We start from the raw sequence: 21,725 nt of genomic DNA, 5'->3' as shown, positions 1-21,725 counted from the left end.
CGCGCTGCGGCGAACCGGTGATGTGCGCGAATGGGACGAAGATCCACGGTGTGCCGCTGGTGCGCAGCGTCGCCGCCGCGCTACTTTCCGCCGGCGTCGGCCGGCGCGACCCCGACCCCGGAGGTGACGCGGTTTGTTCAGGGCCATTGGTCCGTACCACTGCAACGGCAGCGAGAGCGGGTCGCCACGACCGTGATCCGCGTCCTCCTGATCCTGTCCTGTCCACGCCGTTCCCGCCGGATCGGGCGGCAGCTCGCCGAGGAGGCGGACGTCGAGGTGCGGCACCGGGCGCCGGAGACCTGGAGCGACCTGGTGACCGAGCTCGAGGACTTCACGCCGTCGGTGGTCGTGCTCGACCGGGCCGTGCTGAACGCCGAAGGCGGCACCGTCGCCGGGGACATCGCGCGCGGCGGCCGCCCGCCGGCCGTCGTGCTGCTGGCCGAGGCGTACCACCCCGGTGACGTCGTCCCGGCCGCGAGAGCCGGGGTCCGCGGTTACGTCGTCGACCGCCCGGGCTGCCCGTGGGGCGCGGTCGTGCGCGCGATCGCCGCCGGGGAGGGCTGGATCGCGCCGCCGGCGGCCGGGGAACTGCTCGACGCCTTCCGGACGCCGGACCGGCCGAGGATCCCGTTGACCGACCGGGAACTGAGCGTGCTCCGGCTCGTCGCGCGGGGCTGCTCGAACCTCGAGGTCGCGACGGAACTGGGGCTGAGCCAGTCGACGGTCAAGACCCACGTGTCCCGGATGCTCGCCCGCCTCGACCTGCGCAGCCGGACCCAGCTGGCGGCCTTCGCCCGCGACCTCGGCGTCGTGTGAAACTGTCGATATTCGTTCTTTCGACCGATGCGGTCGCGGCGGCGGTCCTCATACGATGATGATCGGCGGCCGGCGCGTCCCGAATTCGGGCGCCGGCCGTGGTTTCGTGAGCGGAAGACGCGGCGCTGCGCCTTCCGGCCCGGAAAAATGGCTGAATAGTGGACGGAGGTCGGTGTTGTCCAGGGAAGACGGCTCCGCGTCGGGGTTGCCGCTCGCGCGTTACCAGCTCTTCCGTTCTTGTGACCCGAATCATGTGCGCGAAGAGGTGAGCCGCGTTTTGGCGCCGCACACCCTGCGGGTGCTCGGGGGTGATCCGCGGCTCGACGCGCGAATGCACCACGTGCGGTTGCGCGACCTGTCGATGAGCGTTCTCCGCTACGGCGGAGCCGTGCGTTTCGCGTCGGGGCCGTCCGAAACGTTCTTCACCGTGTTCGTCCCGCTCGCCGGTGAGGCCGAGGCGCTCTGCGGAACCGACCGCGTGCGGCTGACCACCGGAACCGCCGCGGTGCTCTCGCCCGCGGACCCGGTGGTGCTGCGCTGGCCGGGCGACTGCGCCCAGCTGGTCGTGCGGCTGGAGCGGACCGCGCTGGAGGCCCGGCTGAGCGACCTGCTCGGTGCGCCCCTGCGCAAGCCGCTGCGGTTCGCGCCCGCGATGGCCGTGGACTCGGGCAACGGCCGGAGCTGGCTGCGGGGCCTGCGGATGCTGGTGACCGAGCTGGACCGCCCCGGCTCGCTGATCGAGCAGCGCGCGGTCGCGGAGATGTTCGAGCGGACGCTGGTCACCGCGCTGCTGATGGGCCACCCCAGCAACTACACGCGGATGCTCGCCGGGGAGGTACCGGCCGCGCCGACCCGCGCGGTGAGCATCGCGCTGGAGTGGATCGACAACCACCCGAAGTGGCGGCACACGACCGCGAGCCTGGCCCGGGAGGCCGACGTCACCGAACGGTCGCTGCAGCTGGGGTTCCGCAAGCACCTCAAGATGGGCCCGATGGAGTACCTGCGGGAGATCCGCCTGCGCGGGGTGCGCGACCAGCTGCGGGCGGCCCAGTCCGACGCGGTCACGGTGACGGCGGTGGCCGCGGAATGGGGTTTCCAGCACGCGGGGCATTTCGCCGCCCGGTACCACCAGCGGTTCGGGGAACGGCCGTCGGAAACGCTCCGGCGCTGACGCCGGCGAGGAAACAAGGGCCCTTTCCGATCGGGTGCCGTCCCCTGTGGACGGCACCCGATTTTCGTGCGCGTCCGAAATGCCCGGCGGCGGATCGGGAGGAATTGTTCGGTTTTCGGATGTCGCCGGTCGACCCCGCCGGGGAATCATCGACCACGGGCCGGACGGACGGGTGATCCCGGATTTCCAGCCGGAAACGAGGACGCGTGAAGGAGGGAATGTGCCACCGATGATCCGGGTGGAGAACCTGGTCAAACGGTTCGGGCGGACGACCGCGCTCGACGGGGTCAGTTTCGCCGTTCCGGCGGGCACGGTGGTCGGCGTGCTCGGGCCGAACGGCGCCGGGAAGACGACCGTGGTGCGGGTACTGGCCACGCTCCTGCGGCCGGACCGCGGCCTGGTCCGGGTCGGCGGGCTCGACGTCGAGCGGGAACCGGCGCGGGTTCGCGCTCTGCTCGGGCTCACCGGCCAGTACGCGTCCGTCGACGGGGACCTGACGGGCACGGAGAACCTGGTGCTGCTCGGCCGCCTGCTGGGACTGTCCCGCCCCGCGGCGCGGGACCGGGCGGCGGACCTGCTCGAGCGCTTCGAGCTCGGGGAGGCCGCGGCCCGGCCCGCGTCGACGTACTCCGGCGGCATGCGGCGACGGCTGGACCTCGCGGCCAGCCTGATCGGCCGGCCGCGGGTGCTCTGCCTCGACGAGCCGACGACGGGCCTCGACCCGTACGTCCGGCGCGAGCTGTGGCAGGTGGTCCGGGAACTGGTGGCCGAAGGCGTCACCGTGCTGCTCACCACCCAGTACCTGGAGGAGGCCGACCGGCTCGCGGACCGCGTCACGGTGTTCGACGCCGGCCGGGTCGTCGCCGACGGCACGCCCGACGAGCTCAAGCGCCGGGTCGGCGGCCGCACGGTCCAGGTGCGGCCCGCGCTGGCGCAGGACATGGACGCCACCGCCCGGGTGCTGGGCAAGCTGACCGGCACCACGCCGGCCCGCGACTTCGGCTCCGGGCTGCTCACCGCGCCGGCCGCCGACCCGATGGTGCTGTCCACTTTGGTCCGGAAGCTCGACCAGGCCGGGCTGGCCGTGGCCGAACTGGGCCTGCGGCTGCCGAGCCTGGACGAGGTCTTCCTCGCGCTGACCGGGAAAACCGCCGGACCGGACGGTCCGGCGCGGCGGGAAGGCAGCGCCGGATGAGCGGCCGGGTTTCTCCCGCGGACGCGGTGCGGCACGGGCTGATCCTGGCCGGCCGGGGTGTGCTCAAGATCCGCCGCAACCCCGAGCACCTGGTCGACGTCACCGTGCAGCCCCTGCTGTTCCTGGTCATGTTCGGGTTCCTGTTCGGCGGCGCCATCGCCGGCAGCCCCGGTGCCTACCTCCAGGACCTGGTGCCGGGGCTGATGGTGCCGAGCGTGCTGATGGCCACCCTGTCCGCCGGGGTCGGCCTGAACAGCGACGCGGGCAGTGGCGTGTTCGACCGGTTCCGGAGCATGCCGATCGCGCGGTCGGCGCCGCTGACCGGGGTGGTGCTCGCCGGCGCGGTCCGCTACCTGGTCGCGGTCGTGGTGCTGCTGGCGGCGGGCGCCGTCCTCGGCTTCCGCGTCCGCACCGGCCCGCTGGAGGTGCTGGCCGCGACGGCGGTCCTGGTGACCGCCGGCCTGTGCTTCTGCTGGGTCACCGTGTTCCTCGGCATGGTGCTGCGCGACCGGGACGCGGTGCAGGGCAGCGCCGTCGCCCTGTTCATGCCGCTCGTGTTCGCGAGCAACGTCTTCGTGCCGGCCGCGACCATGCCCGGCTGGCTGCGCGCCTGGTCCGGCGTCAACCCGGTGAGCCTGCTCGCCGACGTCGTGCGCGGCCTGCTCGGCGGCGGGCCGGTCGCGGGCCCGCTCGCCGGGGCGCTGGCCTGGTCGGCCGGCGTGCTCGGAGTGTTCTTCCCCCTGGCGATCCGCGCCTACCACCGGCGCGTCGGATGACAGAGAGGTGAATCAGGCCATGGGCTCTGCCGAGCCGACCGTGAAAGTGACCTTGAAGGGAGCACCCGACGGAATGCCCGCAACCGTGCTCGTCCGCTTCGCGGAACTGTCCCACTCCCGGCTGAAGATCCCGTACCGGGCGGGTTACGAGCACTTCGTCTTCGAGAGCAGTGCCCACGGAGTACCGGAAGACGGCGCCGTCTTCGTCTGGTGCGACCGGACGAAGTTCGCGGAATAGAGAGGCGCCCATGAACACCGCCATCCTCGGGACCGGCTCCTACCTGCCGGAGACCGTCCTCACCAGTACCGAGCTCGGCCGCCGGCTCGGCCTCGGCGCGCAGTGGATCTTCGACAAGACGGGCATCGCCGAACGCCGGGTCGCGGCGCCCGACGACGCGACGTCCGACCTGGCCACCCGGGCCGCCGAACACGCCCTGCGCGCGGCGAACCTGGCCGCGACCGACATCGACCTGCTGATCGTCGCCACCTCGACGCCCGACCAGCCCATCCCGGCCACGGCCTGCGCCGTGCAGGCGAACCTCGGCGCGATGCGCGCCGCCGCCTTCGACGTCGACTCCGTCTGCAGCGGCTTCGTCTACGCGCTGGTCACCGCGCACGCGCTGCTTGAAGCGGATCCGTTGCCCCGCAACGCCCTCGTGATCGGCGCGGACACCTACTCGCGCATCCTGAACTACGAGGACCGGCGCACCTGCGTGCTGTTCGGCGACGGTGCCGGCGCCGTCGTGCTCGGCAAGCGCGGCAACGGCCGCGGCCTGCTGTCGAGCGCGCTGGGGTCCGACGGCACGACCGCCGACTTCGTCACCGTGCCCGGTGGCGGGAGCCGCCGGCCGGCGAGCGCGGCCACCCTCGCCGCGGGCGAGCACTACTTCGCCATGCGCGGCAGGCAGGTCCGGGACCTCGCGTCCCGGGTGCTGCCGGACCTCGTCGTCGACGTCGCGAAGTCGGCGGAGCTGGACGTGGCGGACATCGACCTGATCGTGCCGCACCAGGCGAACGGCCGGATGCTGCAGGACCTGGCGAAGACGCTGGACCTGCGGCCCGGGCAGATGCACCTGACCGTCGAGCGGTACGGCAACACGGGCGCGGCTTCGGTCCCGATCACCCTCGACGACGCCGTCCGCTCGGGCCGGCTGTTCGACGACGACGTCGTCCTGCTCGTGGCGTTCGGCGGCGGTATGAGCTGGGGCGGGGCCACGCTGCGCTGGACGCGCCCGCGCACGCCCGGGGAGGTCCGGTGATCCGGCCCCCGGTGCGGGTACCGCCGTCGCGCCCGCCCCGGTACGAGGTCGGGTTCCACGGCGACGTCCGCATCCCGTCGAGCGAGCCGGGCCTGACCCTCGGCGCGGACCTCTACCTGCCGAAGACGGCGCACCGCGTGCCGGCGCTGGTGACCCTCCACACCGGACGGAAGGACGGCCTCGGCGGCATCTCGGCGAGCCGGTACCTGCGGTACTTCGCGGAACGCGGCTACGCCGTGCTGTACGTGGACTGCTTCGGCATCGGGACGTCGGAGGGGACGCCGCGGCCGCTGCTGAGCCCGGGCGAGGTCGCCGACGGCGTGTCGGTGGTCGAGTGGGCCGCCGCGCAGCCGTGGTGCACCGGGCGGGTCGGTATGTGGGGCCTGTCCCACGGCGGCCTGACGACGCTGGCGGTCGCGGCCGAGCGGCCGCCGGCGCTGAAGGCGATCTTCCCGGTGATGGGCTGGACCGACGTCGAACGCGACCTCGTGCACCCGGCCGGCCAGCGCGGCGGGATCGGGATGTTCGGGCACCTGAGCCTGTACAACATCTTCTGCGCGCTGCTGCCCCCGCTGCGTGGCGAGGACCGGGACAACTACGAAAGCCTGTGGAAGGAACGGCTGGAGAAGTTCGAGCCGTGGTTCGCCGACGCCTGGGAGCACCCGCCGGGCCACGCGGTGTGGGCGCAGCGCCGGATCGACCCGCGGCGGATCACCGTGCCGTCGTTGTGCGTCGCGGGCTGGCGCGACCTGTTCTGCGACGGGATGATCGCCGCCTACCAGCAGATCCGGGCGCCGAAGCAGCTGATCGCCGGGCCGTGGCTGCACACGTTCCCGGACGTCGCGCCGGTCGGGCCGTTCCCGTCGGCGGTGCTCGCCTGCGCGTGGTGGGACCGCTGGCTGCACGGCCGGGCGCCGCGGGCCGGGTCCCGCGAGCGGACCGCGACCTTCTTCGTGCAGGGCGCGGGCGCCCGCTGGGTGCGGGCGGAGCAGTGGCCGCCGGACAAGCAGGCCGACCACGTCTTCGTCGCGTCCCGCTCGGGGCACCTCTACCGGTCCGCGCCGGGCGGCCGTCCGTCGGCGGTCGCCACGGTCACCGGCCGGGGCGACCCGACCGTGGGGGCGTTGAGCGGCCTCACGAAGCACCCGACCGACCGGTTCGGCTACCCCCTCGACCAGCACGACGACGACGCCCGGACGCTCGCGTTCACCAGCGCGCCGCTGCCGGAGCCGCTGCTGATCGCCGGGCGCCCGGCCGTGCGGCTGCTGCTGGGTCCCGGGACCACCGCGACCCGGTGCGTGCTCAAGGTGACCGACGTCGACGAGCAGGACCGGTCGCTGCTCGTCTCGGCGGGCACGGTGGACCTGGCCCGGCGCGACGGCGTTGTCCAGGTCGAGCTCGACCCGACGTGCTATCAGGTCGCGGCCGGGCACCGCGTGCGGCTGGTCCTGGCCGAGGCGGACATCCCGCGGCTGTGGCCCGCGGCCGAACCGGGTCTGCTCGGCGTCCGCGTGATCCGCGGTCCCGGCGACTACGTCGGCCTCGCCGCCGAAGAGTACGAAGGCCACCAGGCCACGACCCTCAGCCTGCCGGCCGCCGCCCCGGAGGCGCTCACCGACGTGGTGGTCCCGGTGCCGGACCGGCGGAGCCCGGCCGGCCGGGGCGGCGACCGCTGGGAGATCGCCCGCGACCACCTCCGCTCGGCCGTCCGGCTGACGGTGGAGAAGCGCGACCGGATCCGGATCCCGGGCGAGGACCGCGACTTCCTCGCCATGACCACGCAGGTCGACCTCGGCGTGCCCGAGCACCACCCGGCCGCCGCGCGCATGACGGCGACCGGGGAGAAGACCGCGGAGACCCCGGACGGCGACCGGATCGTCGTCCGGGCCGGCATCGACATGGGCGCCGACGACGCGGCCGTCACGGCCGAGGTGCTCGTCAACGGCACCCAGTTCTTCACCCGGGAGTGGAAATGGACCTGACGATGCTCGAACGTCCCCTGAACTACCTGGAGCTGGCCCACCTCGACCGGGTCGTGATCATGGCCGCGGAGTACGACGGCGACCTCGACGCCGACGCGCTGGCCCGCGCCTTCCGGCACCTGTGCGTGGTGCACCCGGTGCTGCGGGCCCGGGTTCGCGGGACCGCGCCGGAGGCCGTGCTGGCCGTCTCGCCCGAGCACGAACCGGACCTGATCGTCCTGGACGAGGAGCCGGACATCCTGACGAAGGTCGCCGGACTGCCGTGGGACGCCACCGCCGGGGTCGCCGACCTCGTGCTCGTCCGGGGGAGGGGCACGGGTACGTCGCCCTGCGCACGGACCACTCGATCACCGACGCCAACGCGTGGCTCGGCACGTTCCGCGAGCTGCTGCGGCTGTTCACGGCGGTCGCGTCGGGGGAGGAGCCGGTGAGCGAGCCGGGGACGGCGTTGCCCGCGCCGCCCGCCGCGCTCTTCCACGAGCGGCTCGGCCTGATCCCGTACGACCGCAGGCTGTTCCACTCCGCGACCCCGCCCGAGCCGGCGGCCGGGACCGCGGGCCTGCTCAGCGGCTACCTGCGGCTGGGTGTCGAGGAGACGCAGTGGCTCAAGCGCGCGGCGCGGCGCTACGAGACCACGGTGCACGGCCTGGTCGCCGGCGCGATCCTGCTCGCCCAGCGCGTCCTGGCCGGCGGGCGCGAACCCGTCCCGATGTACTGCGTCTCGCCGGTCGACTTCCGGCGCCGCGTCGACCCGCCCGTCGGCGAACTCGAGACGACCAACTTCATGATGTCCTACGTCGCCGAAACGGGCGTGTCCCCGCGGCTGAGCCCGGTCCTCATCGGCCGGGAGGTCAAGGCGCGGATGGACGAAGTCCTGTCCGGCCCGGAAGGGGTCCGTGAGCACGCGCCGATGGAGGACACCCTCGGGCGCAACCTCTCCTACGCGCTGATCAGCAACCTCGGTGTCGTCGACGAGTTCCCGGCTCCGGCCGGGCTCGTGTTCAGCGAGCTGCACATCCTGAACACCGTCGGCGACACGTTCTTCCCCGGCTACTACGTCTCCACCTACCGGGACCGGCTGACGGTGCTGCACATCTTCACCGACCGGTTCTTCACCCGCGGCGACGTCGACCGGCTCGTCCGGGAGCTGCACGAGCAGCTGCTCATCGTCGGCGCGTCGGCCTAGGGAGGGCGGTCTGTGAAGGCTCTGTTGCTGACCCACGGCAGCCGCGGCGACGTCCAGCCGTTCGCCGCACTGGCGGCGGCGCTGACCGGCGCCGGGCACGAGGTGGTGCTGGCCGCACCCGCGTCGTCGGCCGCGGTGGCGGATCCGTACTGCACGCGGGTGATCCCGCTCGACGACGGGACGAACAAGCTGGTCGACGACCGGGCGGCGTGGGAGGCGGTCGAACGCAACTTCCGCGGCCTGCGCGGGAAACGGCTCGGGCTGCGGCTGCTGCGCCGCAACCGCCTCGCGATGCGGCGGGTCTTCGGCGACCTCGCGGCGCTGGGCCGGGTGCTCGCCGAGGACGACGACGTCGACGTCGTGGTGCACCAGGTCAACGTGCCCGGGCACGCGATCGCCGAACTGCTGGGCGTCCCGGCGGTGCCGGTGTGCCTGCAGCCGTTCTGGGTGCCGACGCCGTCGCATCCCGACCCGCTGTTCCCGTACGCGGTGCCCGCGGTGCTCAACCGGGCTTCGTACGTGACGACGAGGACGTTCGTGCGGGCCCTCACCGGGAGCCCGGGACGGTTCCGGCGCGACGGGCTCGGCCTGCCCCGCCGCCGCTTCGCCCACGACCCGCTCCGGCGGCCCGACGGCACCCGGGCGCCGGTGCTGCAGGCGTTCAGCCGGCACGTGCTGCCGCCGCGGGCGCGGTACCCGGACTTCGTGCACACGCCCGGGTTCTTCTTCCTGCCGTCCCGGGTGCCGTGGACGCCGCCGGCCGACCTGGCCGCGTTCCTCGCGGCCGGCGAACCGCCGGTGTACCTGGGTTTCGGCAGCATGGTCGGCAGCGACCCGGCCCGGACCGGGCGGATCGTCGCGGCCGCCCTGCGCGCGGCCGGGGTCCGGGCGGTGGTGGCATTGGGCCGCGGCGGGATCCGGCCGGACGGTCTGGGCCGCGACGCGTTCTGCCTGACGGAAGCACCCCACGCCTGGCTGTTCCCGCGCACGGCGGCGGTCGTGCACCACGGCGGGGCGGGCACGACGGCCGCGGCGCTGGCGGCCGGGCGCCCGCAGGTGGTCTGCCCGTTCATGTTCGACCAGCCCTACTTCGGGCGGCGGCTCTCGGCACTGGGTGTCGCCCCGCGGCCGCAGCCGTTGCGGGAGCTGACGGCTCGTGGCCTGGCTCAGGCGATCGGCGACGCGGTGGCCGGGACCGCGCCGGCCCGGGCGCGCGAGCTGGGTGAGCTGGTCCGGGCGGAGGACGGGACCGGCCACGCGGTGAAGGTGCTGGAAGCCCTCACCCAGGTGTGACGTCCGGGGAGATTGTCCGAGACCGCCGGTACCGCCACCGCGGTGCTGCGCCGGGCGGTGGCCTGGTTCGCCGACCTCGGCGTGAGTGTCGGGCATACGCTCGCTTCTACCGCACCCTGGCGAAGGCCGGGCATACGCTCGCTTCTACTCGTCGGAAACCCCGCGGCGGGCCGCGTTCCCAGGCTGGCCGCACTTCTACGATCATCATCGGCCCCGCAGCTCAACCGGCGGCAAGCCGCCGGTCACCCGGCTGACCAGCGTCCCTGGACGCCCTCACCCAGGCACCGGGTCCTGCTCGGCGATCCGGCCGTCGCGCAGGACCACCGCCCGGTGGCAGAAGAACCGCACGACGTCGACGTCGTGGGAGATGAACAGGTAGCTCAACCCGAGCTGCTGCTGCAGATCCAGGAGCAGGTTGAGGATCTGAGCCTGCACCGACAGGTCGAGGGCGCTGGTCGGCTCGTCGCAGACGACCAGGTCGGGTTCGAGCACCAGCGCGCGGGCGATGGCGATGCGCTGCAGCTGCCCGCCGGAGAACGCGCCGGGGTGCCGGCCGCCGGCGGCGGGGGACATCCCGACCCGCTCGAGCACGTCGGCGACCCGCGCCTCGGCCGCCCGGCGCGGCAGCCGGTGCACGACCCGCAGCGGCTCGGCCAGGGTGCTGCCGACGGTGCGGGACGGGTTCAGCGACCCGTGCGGGTCCTGGAACACGATCTGCAGGTGCGTGCTCAGCTTGCGCCGCCGCCGGGCGGTCGCGTGCGTGATGTCCTCGCCGCGGAAGAGCATCCGCCCGCCGGTGGGCCGCACCAGGCCGACGATCGTGTGCCCGATCGTCGACTTCCCGGAACCGGACTCGCCGAGCAGCCCGAGCGTCTCCCCGGCCCGCAGCCCGAGGTCCACCCCGTCCACCACGGGGTGGCCCGGCCGGTAGGCGACGCGCAGGTCGTGGAGTTCAAGCAGTGGCACGTTCGCCCCCGGGGGACAGCTTGGCGTGGTGGAGGCAGCGGGTGCGGTGTCCGGCGCCGGGCTCCGCCACCGGGATGGGCGCCGCAGTGCATTCGGCCGTAGCGAGGGTGCAGCGCGGCGCGAAGTGGCAGCCCGGTGGCCGGTGCGCGGGGTCCGGGACCGTGCCCGGGATGGCCGCCAGCCGGGTGCCCGGCCGGGCGCGGCCGGGCATCGCGCCGAGCAGCCCTTCGGTGTACGGGTGCCGTGGCCGCGTCAGCAGCTCGCCGACCGGGCCGGACTCCACGATGTGCCCGGCGTACATCACGTAAGCCCGGCGGCAGAACGAAGAGACCACCGACCAGTCGTGGGTGATGAGCAGGATCGCCATCCCGCGCGTCGCCTGCAGCCGCCCGAGCAGGCCGAGCACTTCCGCCTGCACGGTGACGTCCAGCGCCGTGGTCGGCTCGTCGGCGATGAGCAGGCTCGGTTCCCCGGCCAGCGCCATCGCGATCGCGACGCGCTGGGCCATACCGCCGGACAGCTCGTGCGGGTAGCGGCGGGCCACGACGTCCGGCAGGTTCACGTCGTGCAGCAGGCCGAGGACGCGCTCCCGCACCGACGCCCGCGACCCGCCGTGGCGCAGCCGCACGAGCTCGCCCAGCTGGTGCGCCACGGTGAACACCGGATCGAGCGCGCCCACGGCGTCCTGCGAGATCAACCCGATCCGCGAGCCACGCAGGCGGCGCATCGCCCGCGGCCCGGCCAGGGCGAGGTCGGCGCCGTCGAAGAGGAGGCTCCCGGCGGTGACCGCCCCGCCCGCCGGGAGCAGGTCCATGACCGCGCGGCCGGTGATCGATTTGCCGCAGCCGGATTCGCCGGCCAGCGCGACGGTTTCGCCGCGGCCGATGTCCAGGTCGAGGTCCTCGACCACGACCCGGCCGCCGGACAGCGTCACCTCGACGTCCCGCAGCGAAAGCAGGGCCTCCGACGGCTCCGCGCGCGGGGTCAAGGTCGGCGCGGGCGCCCGGTGCGCGCGGTGCAGGCGATCGCGGAAGGGCTCAGCGTGCGCGGTCGCGTCCCGGACGACGTCGCCGAGCAGGCCGAACGCCAGGATCGCCAGGCCGAGCACGACCCCCGGCGGCACCAGCAGCCACGGCTGCCGGTCGATCACCGACGCCGCCTGCGCGATCATGTCGCCCCAGGTGGGGTCCGGCGGCTGCGCGCCGAACCCGAGGTAGCTCAGGCCGGCGTCGATGAGCAGCGCCCCGCCGGCGAGCAGCGAGACCTGGACGATGACCGGGCCGGCGATCCGCGGCAGCACGTGCGCCGTCACGATCCGGTGGTGGGGCAGGCCGCACACCCGCGCGGCGGCGACGTAGAGCTCCTTGCGCACCGCCAACGTGGCGCCGCGGACCACCCGCGCGAGCCCGGGCGAGACGAGCACGCCGAGCGCGACCATCACGACGGTCTGGTGCTCGCCCACGACGGCCAGCACCACCAGCAGCGTCATCAGCACCGGGATGGCGAGCAGCACGTCCACCACCCACGTGAACGCCCGGTCGAACCAGCCGTTCAGGTACCCCGCGGCGATCCCGCTCGTGACGCCGACCCCGATCACGGTGACGACGACGATCGCGGCGTGCAGCAGGCTGATCTGCCCGCCGTACATGAGCCGGGTCAGCACGTCCCGGCCGAGCGTGTCCGTGCCGAGCGGGTGCGCCGGGCCGGGGCCGGCGAGCACGTGGTCCAGGTCGGTCGCCACCGGGCCGGCCGGCGCGAGGACCGGTGCCAGCACCGAACCGGCGACGAGCAGCGCGAGGTACCCCAGCGGCACCCACGCGAGCGGGCGCCGGAGCGCGGCCCGCCACCGCCGTCCGGGCCGGACGCCCCGGGCGACGAACTCCTCCACGCCGGCGGTCACCGGACCCGCGCCTTCGGGTTGAGCAGGCCGTAGGCCAGGTCGACGACCAGGTTGACCACGACGACGATCACCGTGAACACCACCACCACGCCCTGGATCATCCGGATGTCGTGCAGCGACGTCGCCTGGACCGCGAGGCTGCCCAGGCCCGGCATGGCGAAGACCGACTCCACGAACACCGTGCCGCTCAGCAGCCCGATGAACGTCAGCCCCACCAGGGTCACGACCGGGATCGCGGCGTTGCGCAGCGCGTGGCGCAGCACCACCGACGTTTCGGGGACGCCGTTGGCGCGCAACGCCGTCACGTAGCCGCGGGAGAGCGCGTCCAGCATCGCGTCGCGGGTCTGCTTGGCGAACACGGCGATGCCCGGCAGGGCCAGGGTCGCGACCGGCAGCACCAGGCTGAGGGCCCAGCCGGCGGGGGAGGCGCCGAGGGCGACGTACCCGGTGGCGGGCAGGAGCTGGACGGTGACCGCGAACAGCGTCACCATCGTCAGCGCGAACCAGAAGCTCGGCAGCGCGTAGCCGATCAGCGAGAGCACGTCGACGACGCGGCCGATCCGGCCACCGTGGACGGCGCTGACGACGCCGAGCGCGACGCCGACGAACGCGGTCACCGCCGTGGCGCAGCCGATCAGCGACAGCGTGACGGGCAGCCGGTTGACGATTTCGTCCCCCACCGAAAGCCCGCTGATCGGGGACGAGCCGAGGTTGCCGCGCAGCGCGTCCCGCAGCCAGTGCCCGTACTGCGTCAGCACCGGCTGGTCGAGGCCGAGCTGGCGGCGCAGCTGTTCGTAGGCCGGGACGCTGAAGTTCTGCCCGAGGATGGCGCGGGCGAGGTCGCCCGGCGCGGCGGACTGCAGCAGGAACGCGGCCAGGGACACGACGAAGACGAGGGCCACCGAGACGATCAGGCGGTGCGCGATCAACCGGAGCATGCGGACCCGCCCTTCCGCTGACGCCGCTGCTGTGCGGAGACGAGCTGCCGGTACCACCGGTAGGACGCCTTGGGCGTGCGGGCGAGCGTCGCGAAGTCGACGTGCACCAGCCCGAAGCGCGGGCGGTAGCCGTGGTCCCATTCGAGGTTGTCCAGCAGCGACCAGACGTGGTAACCCCGGATGTCCGAACCCGCCTCGAGCGCGGCACGCACCTGGCGCAGGCAGGCCCGCAGGTAGGCGATGCGCCGCAGGTCCTGGACCGAGCCGGTGACGTCCGGCTCGTCCAGCCCGGGGTAGCCGTTTTCGGTGACGTGGACCGGCGGCAGGTCCGGGTAGTGCGCGCGCAGCCAGGCCAGCAGCCCGCCGAACTCCTCCGGCGCCACCGGCCAGCCGAGCAGGTTGGTGCTCGCGCCGGGGAACGGGACCCGGGCGTAGCCGAACACGCCGGACGCCGACGCGGCGATCCGCGCCGGGGCGTACCAGTTGACCCCGAGGAAGTCGAGGGGAGCCGCGATGACCGCGCGGTCGGCGTCGCTCGCCTCGACCACCGGCCGGCCGTCGACGTGGGGGAAATCGCCGCGCAGCAACGGTTCCAGGAACAGCCGGTCCTCGTACGCCTCGGCCAGGGCGGCCGCGCCGACGTCTTCCGGCCGCTCGCTCGCGGGCGTCGTCCCGGCGAGGTTCAGGCTGATCCCGATCTCCCCGCCGCGCGCCTGGGCCCGCAGCCGCGGGACGGCGAGGCCGTGCCCCAGCAGCAGGTGGTGGGCCACCCGCAGCCCGTGGCGGCGCACGGGCTCCCGCGGCGGCCCGGTCATCTCGGCGTGCATCACCGAAAGCGGCTCGTTGAGCGTGATCCAGCGCGTGACGCGGTCGCCGAAGCGGGCCCCGAGCCCTTCGGCGTAGTCGGCGAACCGGGCCGCGGTGTCGCGGCCGGCCCAGCCGCCGGCGTCCTCGATCGGCTGCGGGTGGTCCCAGTGGTACACCGTCAGCATCGGTTCGATGCCCCGCGCCAGCAGCCCGTCGACGAGCCGGTCGTAGAAGGCCAGCCCGCGGCCGTTCCAGCGGCCGTGCCCGGCGGGCTGGACCCGCGGCCACGACACGGAGAACCGGTAGCTGCCGACGCCGAGGCCGGCCAGCAGGTCGAGGTCCTCGGCCAGCCGGTGGTAGTGGTCGCAGGCGACGTCGCCGGTGGCGCCGCCGGCCAGGCCGCCCGGCCGGTGGGCGCGCGTGTCCCAGTTGGACGGTCCCTTCCCGTCCGCGTCCCACGCGCCTTCGATCTGGTAGGCGGCCGTGGCGACGCCCCAGGAGAACCCCGGCGGGAACGCCAGTTCCGGTTCGCTCATGTCAGCCGGCCGGGTGCCAGGCGGCGACGCTGGGGAACGGCTTGCCGGGCACCGGGTCGACGCCGACGGTGTCGCGGTAGAACAGCAGGCCGGGGCTCAGGCACACCGGCAGGAACCAGCCCAGCTCGACCACGCGCCGGACGATCTGCCGGTCGAGGGCGGGCCGGGCGCGTTCGTCGGCGGCCGCGGCCCGCTGGTCGAGGCTCTCCAGCACGGGATCGCTGCTGCGGAACGGGTTCATCCCGATGGCGTCGCGCAGCCAGAGCCCGCGGCCCATGAAGTACGCGGGCAGCACGCCCCAGCCCATGCTCGACGCGGGGAACCGGGTGAGCGCGGTGTTGGCGGACGCCGGCTCCTTCGCCGTGATCCGCAGCGTGACGCCGACCTGCCGCAGGTCCGACGCGACGGCCTGGGCCAGGTCGCCGGGGAACGCCGGGGTCGACGGGATCACCACCGGCAGGTCGAACCCCGTTCCCTGCCCGGCTTCGGCCAGCAGCTGCCGGGCCTTGGCGGGATCGTGGGTGTAGAAGGGCTGTTCGCTGTAGCCGGCCTCCCCGGGCGCCGACGGCTGGTCGACCGGGACGCCGTACTCGCCGAGCAGCGCCGAGGTGATCTTCACCCGGTCGACCGCGTAGTTGAGCGCCTGGCGCACCCGCACGTCGGCCAGCGGCGGGCACAGGGTGCCGGCCCGGTCGTTGAGCTGCAGGCCCATCACGATCGCCGGGCTCGACGCCACCTTGAACCCGGCGGCCTTCGCGCCGCCGGCGATGGCGTAGCTGCCTTCGACGACGTCGACCTGGGCGGTCTTGAGCGCGGCGAGCGCGGTGTTCTCGTTGGGCAGCACCTTGACGGTGATCCTGTCGTAGAACCGGCCCGCGGCGTTCCAGTACTTCGGGTTGGGCCCGTAGGTGTAGTGGTCGTTGGCGACGGTTTCACCGGGCAGCAGCACGTACGGCCCGGCGCCGGAGGTGCGCGTCGCCAGGTCCGCCGGTGCGGCGACGCCGGCCGGGCTGATCACGTCGCCGGCGAGGAAGTCCTGGGTGAACAGCGACGGCAGCAGCGGGTGCGGCTGGTTCAGCGTCAGGCGCAGGACGAGCCGTCCCTGCGGGGTCATCGTGGCGATCGGGGCGAGGAACGCCGCCGCCTGGCCGGCCGCCCGGCGGAAGTGCTCGATGCTCGCCTTGAGCCCGCCGGCGGTCAGCGGGCTGCCGTCGCTGAAGGTCACGCCGTCGCGCAGCGTGAGCTCGAACGCGGTGTTGCCGGTGCCGAGGTAGCGCCACGCCGTCGCGAGCCGCGGCTGGTAACTGCCGTCGGCGGCCCGGTAGATCAGCGGGTCGTAGGCGGGCTGCAGGAACAGCTGGGACTCCCCGCCCGCCTTCGCCGGGTCGAGGCTGGTCGGGGGCCAGTACTGGCCGATGCGCAGGGTGCGGTCGGTCGACGTGCCCGACGGCCCGCCGCAGGCACCGGCGGCGAGCCCGGCGGCGAGCAGCAGGCCGCCGACGGTGAAGTCGCGGCGGGACAGGACGGCGGGGGACGCCATGGAGGCACCTTTCGGTCGGGACGCGGTCAGCCGCGCCAGTGCCGGTCGAGCAGGGAAACGCCGTCCTGGACGACCTTCCCGGACGCTTCGAGGGTGGTGGCGGTCGCGGTGACCGCGACTTCGACGGTGACGTGGGCCCCGGTCGCGGTGTCGACGACGCCGGTGATGCGCCCGGACACGGTGGACGCGTCCGGGTCGGCCCGGTGCGCGGTGGCGACGAGCTCCTGGTCGACGCGCAGGGCGTGCCGTCCGCCGGGGACGTCCTCCGGCCGGATCCGGTTGCCGCCGGCCAGGCGCAGGGAAACCGTGTCGCGCAACAGGTCTTCGGTGACCTCCCAGGACGCCGTCTGGTCGCCGGGGCCGCTGCCGTCGAGCTGTTCCTCGAGGGCCGCGATCGCGGGCTCGGCCGGTTCGGGCATCGGGCAGTCGTGCACGCTCGCGGGATCGGCCACGGGAAGCCGGAGCGTCCGCGCCGACGGCCACCCGCCGGGCGGGTTCCGCGGCCAGACCCGGGGGAAGTCGCCGGGCGAGACGACGACGCGGAGCCGGTGGCCCGCGGCCACTTCGTACGTCGTCGGGGTCAGCGGCACGGTGAGCTCACCCTCGCCGGCGCACTCGAGTCCCGCGCAGATCAGCAGGGACCGCCCGGCGGGGTCGACGTCGGTGAGCTTCACCGACACCCGCGGCCACGGCCGGTCGAGCGTCACCTCGGGCCGTCCGCTGATCAGCAGCGGCCGGGGCAGGGGCGGTGACGTGCGGCAGAGGCTGCGGCTGTCGTCGCCGTGCTGGTCCAGGGGCAGCCCGAACTGTCCCGCGGGGGTCGCCCACAGCCCGGACTGCAAGCCGGTGGCGGGGTCCGGGGCGGCCGGGGTGAACCGTTGCCAGCCCGAGAGGTCCTCGGTCCGGACCGTACCTTCCGGTGGCCAGGAAGCGAAGCCGAGCCAGCGCGGCCGGTCGCCTTGGACGTACACGCGGACGTCGTCGTCCTCCGCGGGGTCCGCCACGCCGAGCAGCCAGCGGTCCCACCAGGACCGGGCGATCTCGAGGAAGTCGATCGGCGTGACCGGGCACTCCTGCGGCATGACGTGCATCCACGGCCCGGCGATGAGACGTTTGGTGCCGCGCAGGCCTTCGTACGCGCGGATCGCGCCGTCCACGAAGAGGTCCCGCCACCCGGCGACGCAGAGGGCGGGCACCTCGATGGCCGGGACGTCGATCCGGCGCCGCGCCCACACGGGGGAGCCGGGTCCGTTGCGGAACATGTCCAGCACGTAGGGCGCGAAGGTCAGCCTGCGGTGCCAGCGCGCCTGCTCGTTCGGATCGGCGAAGTCGTCCACCGGGGGCAGGAGCTGGTTGAACAGCGTGCTCACCGCCCACGACGCCAGCGGCGAGAAGGCGCCGCGCGCGCCGCCCGGGTGGACGAAGTCGCGGCCGGGATCGGTCGGGCCTTCGAGCGCGATGATCGCCTTGAGCGCGTCGGGGCGCCGGGCTGCGGTGCGCAAAGTCGTGATGGCGCCGTAGGAACCGCCCCACATGCCGACCGCGCCGGTGCACCAGGACTGCCCGGCACCCCAGCGGATGGCGTCGAGCGCGTCGTCGGCGTCGCCCGGGTCGAACGGCGGCCGCTGGACGCCGTCGGACGAACCGGTGCCGAGCAGGTCGACGAGCAGGGACGCGTAACCGCGCTCGGCGAACCAGCGTTCGGTGGGCGATCCGGTGAGCGCGGCGACGTCCCGCCGGTAGGGAAGGGCCGTCACGAGCAACGGGAACGGGCCCGGCCCGTCCGGCAGGAACAGGTTGGCCGAGAGCGTGATTCCGGGGTCGAGCGTCGGGATCCGGACGTCGCGCCGGAGCACGACCTCGTGGCGCCGGTCAGTCTCCGTGCGTGCAGGCATCGCCGCCTCCGCTCCGCCCACCCCAGCGTGGGTACGAGATCGAATACTTCAGTACCGGATTCCGTACGTTAGACACACGTGCCGGGGCGGCGCAAGCCCTCGTAGTGGAAGACGTGCCTACTCGTCGCCGGGGTTGGTCAGCGCGGCGAGCACGAGCGCGCCGAGTTCGGTGTAGGCGTCGGCCATGGACAGTCCCGAGCGGTCGAGCAGCTCGCCGTGCTGGATGCCGTCGATGAGCAGGCTGACCGCCGCGCCGACGAAGTCCGCGTTGACCGCGCGGAACGCGCCGGAGGCCACACCGTCCTGAATGGACTCTCGCACCCGGTGGGCCGCGGCGAGGGAATGGCGGGCGTACAGCTCCGCGGTGGCCTCGAAGGTGAGCAGGTCCGCGTAGCACTCCGGCGACATCCGCCGCAGCTCGGCGCCCAGCCCGGCGAGGTATTCGGCGATGCGCTGCGGCGGGTCGGTGATCGGCCCGACCTTCTCCTCGACCCGCGCGGCCGCCTCCTGGAAGAAGTGCCGGACGGCGACGACGACGAGCTGCTCCTTGCTGCCGGCTACCGCGTACAGCGTCGACTTCGAGCACTGCAGCCTGCTGGCCAGGTCGTCCACGGTCAGCCGGGCGAAGCCTTCGTCCAGGAAAAGCCGTTCCAGGCGGAGGATCAGCTCCTCGCGCTTGGCGTCGGACATGCGTCGGCTTCGCGCCGTGCGCGCTCCCGGTGGCGTCATCCAAGGTGGCTTCGCGGTCATGGTTCCGTAGCCTCGCACACCGCCGTTCCCGAGGCGGCGCGAGGTACTACCGTACCGCATTTCGTACCCTCACGGGAGAAGACCGAACCGCCGGGCGGTGACCACGGCCTCCATCCGGCTGCGCGCCACGAGCTTGCGCATGCCGCTGCGCAGGTAGCTCTTCACCGTTTCCGCGGTGATCCCGAGATCCTCCGCAATCTGCTGGTTGGTCCAGCCGAGGGCCACGCAGGCGAGCACGTCGAGCTCCCGCGCCGACAGCGCCGGGACGTTCTCCCGCCGGGCCGGGCGGCCCGTGACCCCGGCGAGGGTCTCGCACACCGCGCGGACCCGCTCGCGCAGCACCGGGTTGTCGACGGTCTGGCCGAGGAGCCGGAGTTCGGCGTAGGCCTCGCGGACCAGCTCCCAGTGCGGCCGGTCGCAGCCGGTCGCGTCGTAGCGGTCCAGCCAGGCGAGCCGCCGGGTCACCTCGTCCCGGACGGCCAGGCTCTGCTCGAGTTCCCGCGCCGACTCCACGACGGACTGGACCACGCGGTCGCCGAGCGGGAGCGCGCTGCGCAGTGCGCCGTAGAGCACCCCGCGCACGGTCCGCCGCACCACCACCGGCGCGGCCACCATCGCGCGCAGCCCCTCGGCGACGATGATGTGGTCGTAGTGGTGGCTGATCCCGGGGGAGCGGACGTAGTCGTCGACGACGACCGGCCGCCGCTGCGCCACGGCCTTCCCGCCCAGCCCGCGCCCGTACTCGAGGCTGACGCCGCGGAGCGCGCCGGTGTCCGGGCCGACGAACTGGCTGAGCTTCACCCGCCGTCCGCCGCCGACCTCGCCGCCGAAGGTCAGCGGCAGGCCGGTCGCGTCCCGCATCCGGGCGAGTGCGCGGTGGATCTCCGGACGGTCGTCGGCCGCGGCGTTCGGATGCACGCCCGCCTCCTCGCAGACGTCACGAATTCGGGCTCGCTCCCCTCACGCGGGGGTAGCTGGGGCGTCCCCGCGATGGGACATTTTGTCCACGGTACGGCACCGCGGCGGTACCGCGTAGGTCCAGGAGGCCCCCATGACGAGCATCCCGCGCCATGCCGAGGACCTGGTGTCGCTGTCCGATCGCCCGCGGGCCGGCGCCGCGGACACCATGGCCTTCCGCGTGGCATTCCCCGTGGTCGAGCCGGATCTTTCCGCCGGCCCGCTGAGGTGGTTCACCGGCTGCCGGATCGGACCGTCCGAAGTGGAATCCGTGCCGCTGACCCACACCGCCGTCGTCGTCCCGGACGGCCTGCGGGGCGAGGTCGTCGTCCGGCCCGGCGCTCCCGCGGGTCCGCGGCCGTCCCTGGTGAAGACCCGCCTCGCCTCCCCGGGGATCGTCCACTTCGTCCCAGAGCTGCCGAAGACCCCAAGCGGCAAGCTCCGGCGCTCGGGCCTGCGTTACGCCGAGCGGCGTTCGCGGTAGCGGCGCCCGTACCGTCCCCCGTTCCCGGTGCGCCGGGATCCCTTGCCCCCGCGCCGGTCCACGCCCGGCGCGGGTCCAGGAGAGCGGTCTGCTCTCCTGCCGCCTGGCGTCCCCGGGCCGGTCGCACCGGCGCGCCCGAGCACGCCCGGGGACGCCAGGCACCCGCATCCCTCACCCCTGGAGGCAACGATGCCCAGGCCCGTCGAAGACCGGCAAACCCCCCTCGACCCCACCGGGTTGTCCAGGCGCAAGTTCGTCCTGGGCGCGGCCGCGGGGTTGACCGCGCTCGCCGTCGCGCTGCCCCGGACCGCGAGCGCCGTCGTCGCCTCCGAGGCGGTCGCGGACGACGGGGCCCGGGTGATCGCGGAACACCGCCTCGATCCGAAGATGGTCGACCTGACCATCGACTCACCGGCCCTGGGCACCACGGCGATGGTGCGCCTGCTGCACCCCGCCGGCTGGACGCCCGGCGCCGGGCGGACGTTGCCGGTGCTGTACCTGCTCCACGGCGCCGGCGACGACTACACGTCGTGGACGCGCTCGACCGACCTCGAGGCCTTCACCAGCGGCGCCGAACTGCTGGTGGTGATGCCTTCGGGCGGCCGGGACGGGTTCTATTCGGACTGGTTCAACCGGGGTGCCGGCGGCGCGCCGCGCTGGGAGACGTTCCACCTGACGGAGCTGCGCCAGATCCTCGAACGCGGCTACGGGGCCGGGACGGTCCGGTCGATCGCGGGCCTGTCGATGGGCGGCCTGGGCGCGATGGCCTACGCGGGCCGGCACCCGGGCATGTTCGCGGCGGCGGCGTCCTACAGCGGCGTGGTGCACACGACGTACCAGGGCGCCCGCGGAACGAGCCTGATCCAGGGCGTCCTGGTGAAGGACGGCTACGACCCGACGGCCCTGTGGGGCGACCCGAACCTGAACGCCGGCATCTGGGCGGCGCACAACCCGTACGACCTGGCCCCCAGCCTGACCGGAATCCCCCTGTACCTGGCGTGCGGCAACGGAACGCCGGGGGTCCTCGACCCGCCGGGCACCCCGCCGGACCTGTTCATCGAGCCCCTGTGCGCAGAGATGAACACGGTCTTCGCCCGGCGCCTGCGCGAGGTGGGCGCGACCGTGACGACCGACTTCTACGGGCCGGGGACGCACAACTGGCCGTGGTGGCAGCGTTCCCTGCACGCGTCGTTCCCCCTGCTGCACGGTTGAGCATCCGGAATGGCCGGCGCTTCCCGCGCGCCGGCCATTCCGGATCTGGCCGTTCGGGCCAC

General features: G+C 73.8%; 20 protein-coding genes. 12 read left to right on the top strand and 8 right to left on the bottom strand.

Annotated features, from left to right (window positions below; genetic code table 11):
- Positions 1–192: 192 nt before the first annotated feature.
- The 10 genes from ACH54P_RS06375 (at position 193) to ACH54P_RS06330 (ending at position 9,678) form a co-directional block, all read left to right on the top strand.
- Positions 193–816 carry a response regulator transcription factor gene (locus tag ACH54P_RS06375; RefSeq protein ID WP_489911386.1) on the top strand — a complete coding sequence of 208 codons (624 nt, stop codon included), beginning with the start codon at positions 193–195 and terminating at the stop codon, positions 814–816.
- A 265-nt stretch (positions 817–1,081) separates the two neighbouring features.
- Positions 1,082–1,987, top strand: a complete 906-nt coding sequence (locus tag ACH54P_RS06370) for an AraC family transcriptional regulator (RefSeq protein WP_489911385.1) — start codon at positions 1,082–1,084, stop codon at positions 1,985–1,987.
- 79 nt (positions 1,988–2,066) lie between these two features.
- A complete protein-coding gene (locus ACH54P_RS06365; protein ID WP_489916333.1) occupies positions 2,067–3,182 on the top strand; it encodes an ATP-binding cassette domain-containing protein in 1,116 nt (371 codons plus the stop codon).
- The gene (locus tag ACH54P_RS06360) at positions 3,179–3,958 is read left to right on the top strand and encodes an ABC transporter permease (protein ID WP_489911384.1); all 780 of its coding nucleotides are present in this window, start codon (positions 3,179–3,181) and stop codon (positions 3,956–3,958) included. Before ACH54P_RS06365 ends, ACH54P_RS06360 begins: the two co-directional genes overlap by 4 nt.
- Before the next feature lie 19 nt (positions 3,959–3,977).
- Positions 3,978–4,196, top strand: coding sequence for a DUF5988 family protein (locus tag ACH54P_RS06355; protein ID WP_489911383.1), 219 nt, complete (start codon positions 3,978–3,980; stop codon positions 4,194–4,196).
- Positions 4,197–4,206: 10 nt separating this feature from the next.
- Complete coding sequence (locus tag ACH54P_RS06350) at positions 4,207–5,217, top strand: 3-oxoacyl-ACP synthase III family protein (RefSeq protein ID WP_489911382.1); 1,011 nt, start codon at positions 4,207–4,209, stop codon at positions 5,215–5,217.
- A complete protein-coding gene (locus tag ACH54P_RS06345; RefSeq protein ID WP_489911381.1) occupies positions 5,214–7,199 on the top strand; it encodes a CocE/NonD family hydrolase in 1,986 nt (661 codons plus the stop codon). Before ACH54P_RS06350 ends, ACH54P_RS06345 begins: the two co-directional genes overlap by 4 nt.
- A complete protein-coding gene (locus tag ACH54P_RS06340) occupies positions 7,190–7,630 on the top strand; it encodes a hypothetical protein (protein WP_489911380.1) in 441 nt (146 codons plus the stop codon). Before ACH54P_RS06345 ends, ACH54P_RS06340 begins: the two co-directional genes overlap by 10 nt.
- Positions 7,627–8,385, top strand: a complete 759-nt coding sequence (locus tag ACH54P_RS06335; RefSeq protein ID WP_489911379.1) for a phthiocerol/phthiodiolone dimycocerosyl transferase family protein — start codon at positions 7,627–7,629, stop codon at positions 8,383–8,385. Before ACH54P_RS06340 ends, ACH54P_RS06335 begins: the two co-directional genes overlap by 4 nt.
- Before the next feature lie 12 nt (positions 8,386–8,397).
- Positions 8,398–9,678 carry a glycosyltransferase gene (locus tag ACH54P_RS06330; protein ID WP_489911378.1) on the top strand — a complete coding sequence of 427 codons (1,281 nt, stop codon included), beginning with the start codon at positions 8,398–8,400 and terminating at the stop codon, positions 9,676–9,678.
- A 273-nt stretch (positions 9,679–9,951) separates the two neighbouring features.
- Here ACH54P_RS06330 and ACH54P_RS06325 read toward each other — a convergent pair whose 3' ends face one another.
- The 8 genes from ACH54P_RS06325 to ACH54P_RS06290 form a co-directional block, all read right to left on the bottom strand.
- The gene (locus ACH54P_RS06325; protein ID WP_489911377.1) at positions 9,952–10,644 is read right to left on the bottom strand and encodes an ABC transporter ATP-binding protein; all 693 of its coding nucleotides are present in this window, start codon (positions 10,642–10,644) and stop codon (positions 9,952–9,954) included.
- Entirely contained in the window at positions 10,631–12,544 is a 1,914-nt protein-coding gene (locus ACH54P_RS06320) for a dipeptide/oligopeptide/nickel ABC transporter permease/ATP-binding protein (RefSeq protein WP_489911376.1), read from the bottom strand. Before ACH54P_RS06320 ends, ACH54P_RS06325 begins: the two co-directional genes overlap by 14 nt.
- The gene (locus ACH54P_RS06315) at positions 12,541–13,482 is read right to left on the bottom strand and encodes an ABC transporter permease (RefSeq protein ID WP_489911375.1); all 942 of its coding nucleotides are present in this window, start codon (positions 13,480–13,482) and stop codon (positions 12,541–12,543) included. The genes ACH54P_RS06320 and ACH54P_RS06315 overlap by 4 nt, the downstream gene beginning before the upstream one ends.
- Positions 13,470–14,825: a GH1 family beta-glucosidase gene (locus tag ACH54P_RS06310; RefSeq protein WP_489911374.1), complete on the bottom strand. Its 1,356-nt coding sequence runs from the start codon at positions 14,823–14,825 to the stop codon at positions 13,470–13,472. The genes ACH54P_RS06315 and ACH54P_RS06310 overlap by 13 nt, the downstream gene beginning before the upstream one ends.
- A gap of 1 nt (position 14,826) precedes the next feature.
- Positions 14,827–16,365: an ABC transporter substrate-binding protein gene (locus ACH54P_RS06305; protein WP_489911373.1), complete on the bottom strand. Its 1,539-nt coding sequence runs from the start codon at positions 16,363–16,365 to the stop codon at positions 14,827–14,829.
- 26 nt (positions 16,366–16,391) lie between these two features.
- Positions 16,392–18,260 carry a CocE/NonD family hydrolase gene (locus tag ACH54P_RS06300; protein WP_489911372.1) on the bottom strand — a complete coding sequence of 623 codons (1,869 nt, stop codon included), beginning with the start codon at positions 18,258–18,260 and terminating at the stop codon, positions 16,392–16,394.
- 117 nt (positions 18,261–18,377) lie between these two features.
- On the bottom strand, positions 18,378–18,950 hold the full coding sequence (locus ACH54P_RS06295; protein ID WP_489911371.1) for a TetR/AcrR family transcriptional regulator: 573 nt from the start codon (positions 18,948–18,950) through the stop codon (positions 18,378–18,380).
- 129 nt (positions 18,951–19,079) lie between these two features.
- Entirely contained in the window at positions 19,080–19,928 is an 849-nt protein-coding gene (locus ACH54P_RS06290; RefSeq protein ID WP_489911370.1) for a helix-turn-helix transcriptional regulator, read from the bottom strand.
- A gap of 133 nt (positions 19,929–20,061) precedes the next feature.
- On the opposite strand from ACH54P_RS06290, the gene ACH54P_RS06285 reads away from it, so the two are divergent.
- Positions 20,062–20,451, top strand: a complete 390-nt coding sequence (locus ACH54P_RS06285) for a hypothetical protein (RefSeq protein ID WP_489911369.1) — start codon at positions 20,062–20,064, stop codon at positions 20,449–20,451.
- A 189-nt stretch (positions 20,452–20,640) separates the two neighbouring features.
- Positions 20,641–21,663 (top strand): alpha/beta hydrolase, encoded by a 1,023-nt coding sequence (locus tag ACH54P_RS06280; protein ID WP_489911368.1) that lies wholly within the window; start codon positions 20,641–20,643, stop codon positions 21,661–21,663.
- Positions 21,664–21,725: the final 62 nt, after the last annotated feature.

The sequence above is a fragment of the Amycolatopsis sp. N2S4-7 genome (genome assembly GCF_058119595.1).
The sequence above is the reverse complement of the archived record's forward strand: the minus strand, read 5'-3'. Positions and strand labels throughout refer to the sequence as shown.

What these genes read in the sequence shown, in the direction of transcription:
- ACH54P_RS06365 (WP_489916333.1), top strand. Translation starts at nt 2,067, where the DNA reads ATGCCCGGCGGCGGATCGGGAGGAATTGTTCGGTTTTCGGATGTCGCC.
- ACH54P_RS06360 (WP_489911384.1), top strand. Translation starts at nt 3,179, where the DNA reads ATGAGCGGCCGGGTTTCTCCCGCGGACGCGGTGCGGCACGGGCTGATC.
- ACH54P_RS06355 (WP_489911383.1), top strand. Translation starts at nt 3,978, where the DNA reads ATGGGCTCTGCCGAGCCGACCGTGAAAGTGACCTTGAAGGGAGCACCC.
- ACH54P_RS06350 (WP_489911382.1), top strand. Translation starts at nt 4,207, where the DNA reads ATGAACACCGCCATCCTCGGGACCGGCTCCTACCTGCCGGAGACCGTC.
- ACH54P_RS06340 (WP_489911380.1), top strand. Translation starts at nt 7,190, where the DNA reads ATGGACCTGACGATGCTCGAACGTCCCCTGAACTACCTGGAGCTGGCC.
- ACH54P_RS06315 (WP_489911375.1), bottom strand. Translation starts at nt 13,482, where the DNA reads ATGCTCCGGTTGATCGCGCACCGCCTGATCGTCTCGGTGGCCCTCGTC.
- ACH54P_RS06310 (WP_489911374.1), bottom strand. Translation starts at nt 14,825, where the DNA reads ATGAGCGAACCGGAACTGGCGTTCCCGCCGGGGTTCTCCTGGGGCGTC.
- ACH54P_RS06305 (WP_489911373.1), bottom strand. Translation starts at nt 16,365, where the DNA reads ATGGCGTCCCCCGCCGTCCTGTCCCGCCGCGACTTCACCGTCGGCGGC.
- ACH54P_RS06300 (WP_489911372.1), bottom strand. Translation starts at nt 18,260, where the DNA reads ATGCCTGCACGCACGGAGACTGACCGGCGCCACGAGGTCGTGCTCCGG.
- ACH54P_RS06295 (WP_489911371.1), bottom strand. Translation starts at nt 18,950, where the DNA reads ATGTCCGACGCCAAGCGCGAGGAGCTGATCCTCCGCCTGGAACGGCTT.
- ACH54P_RS06285 (WP_489911369.1), top strand. Translation starts at nt 20,062, where the DNA reads ATGACGAGCATCCCGCGCCATGCCGAGGACCTGGTGTCGCTGTCCGAT.
- ACH54P_RS06280 (WP_489911368.1), top strand. Translation starts at nt 20,641, where the DNA reads ATGCCCAGGCCCGTCGAAGACCGGCAAACCCCCCTCGACCCCACCGGG.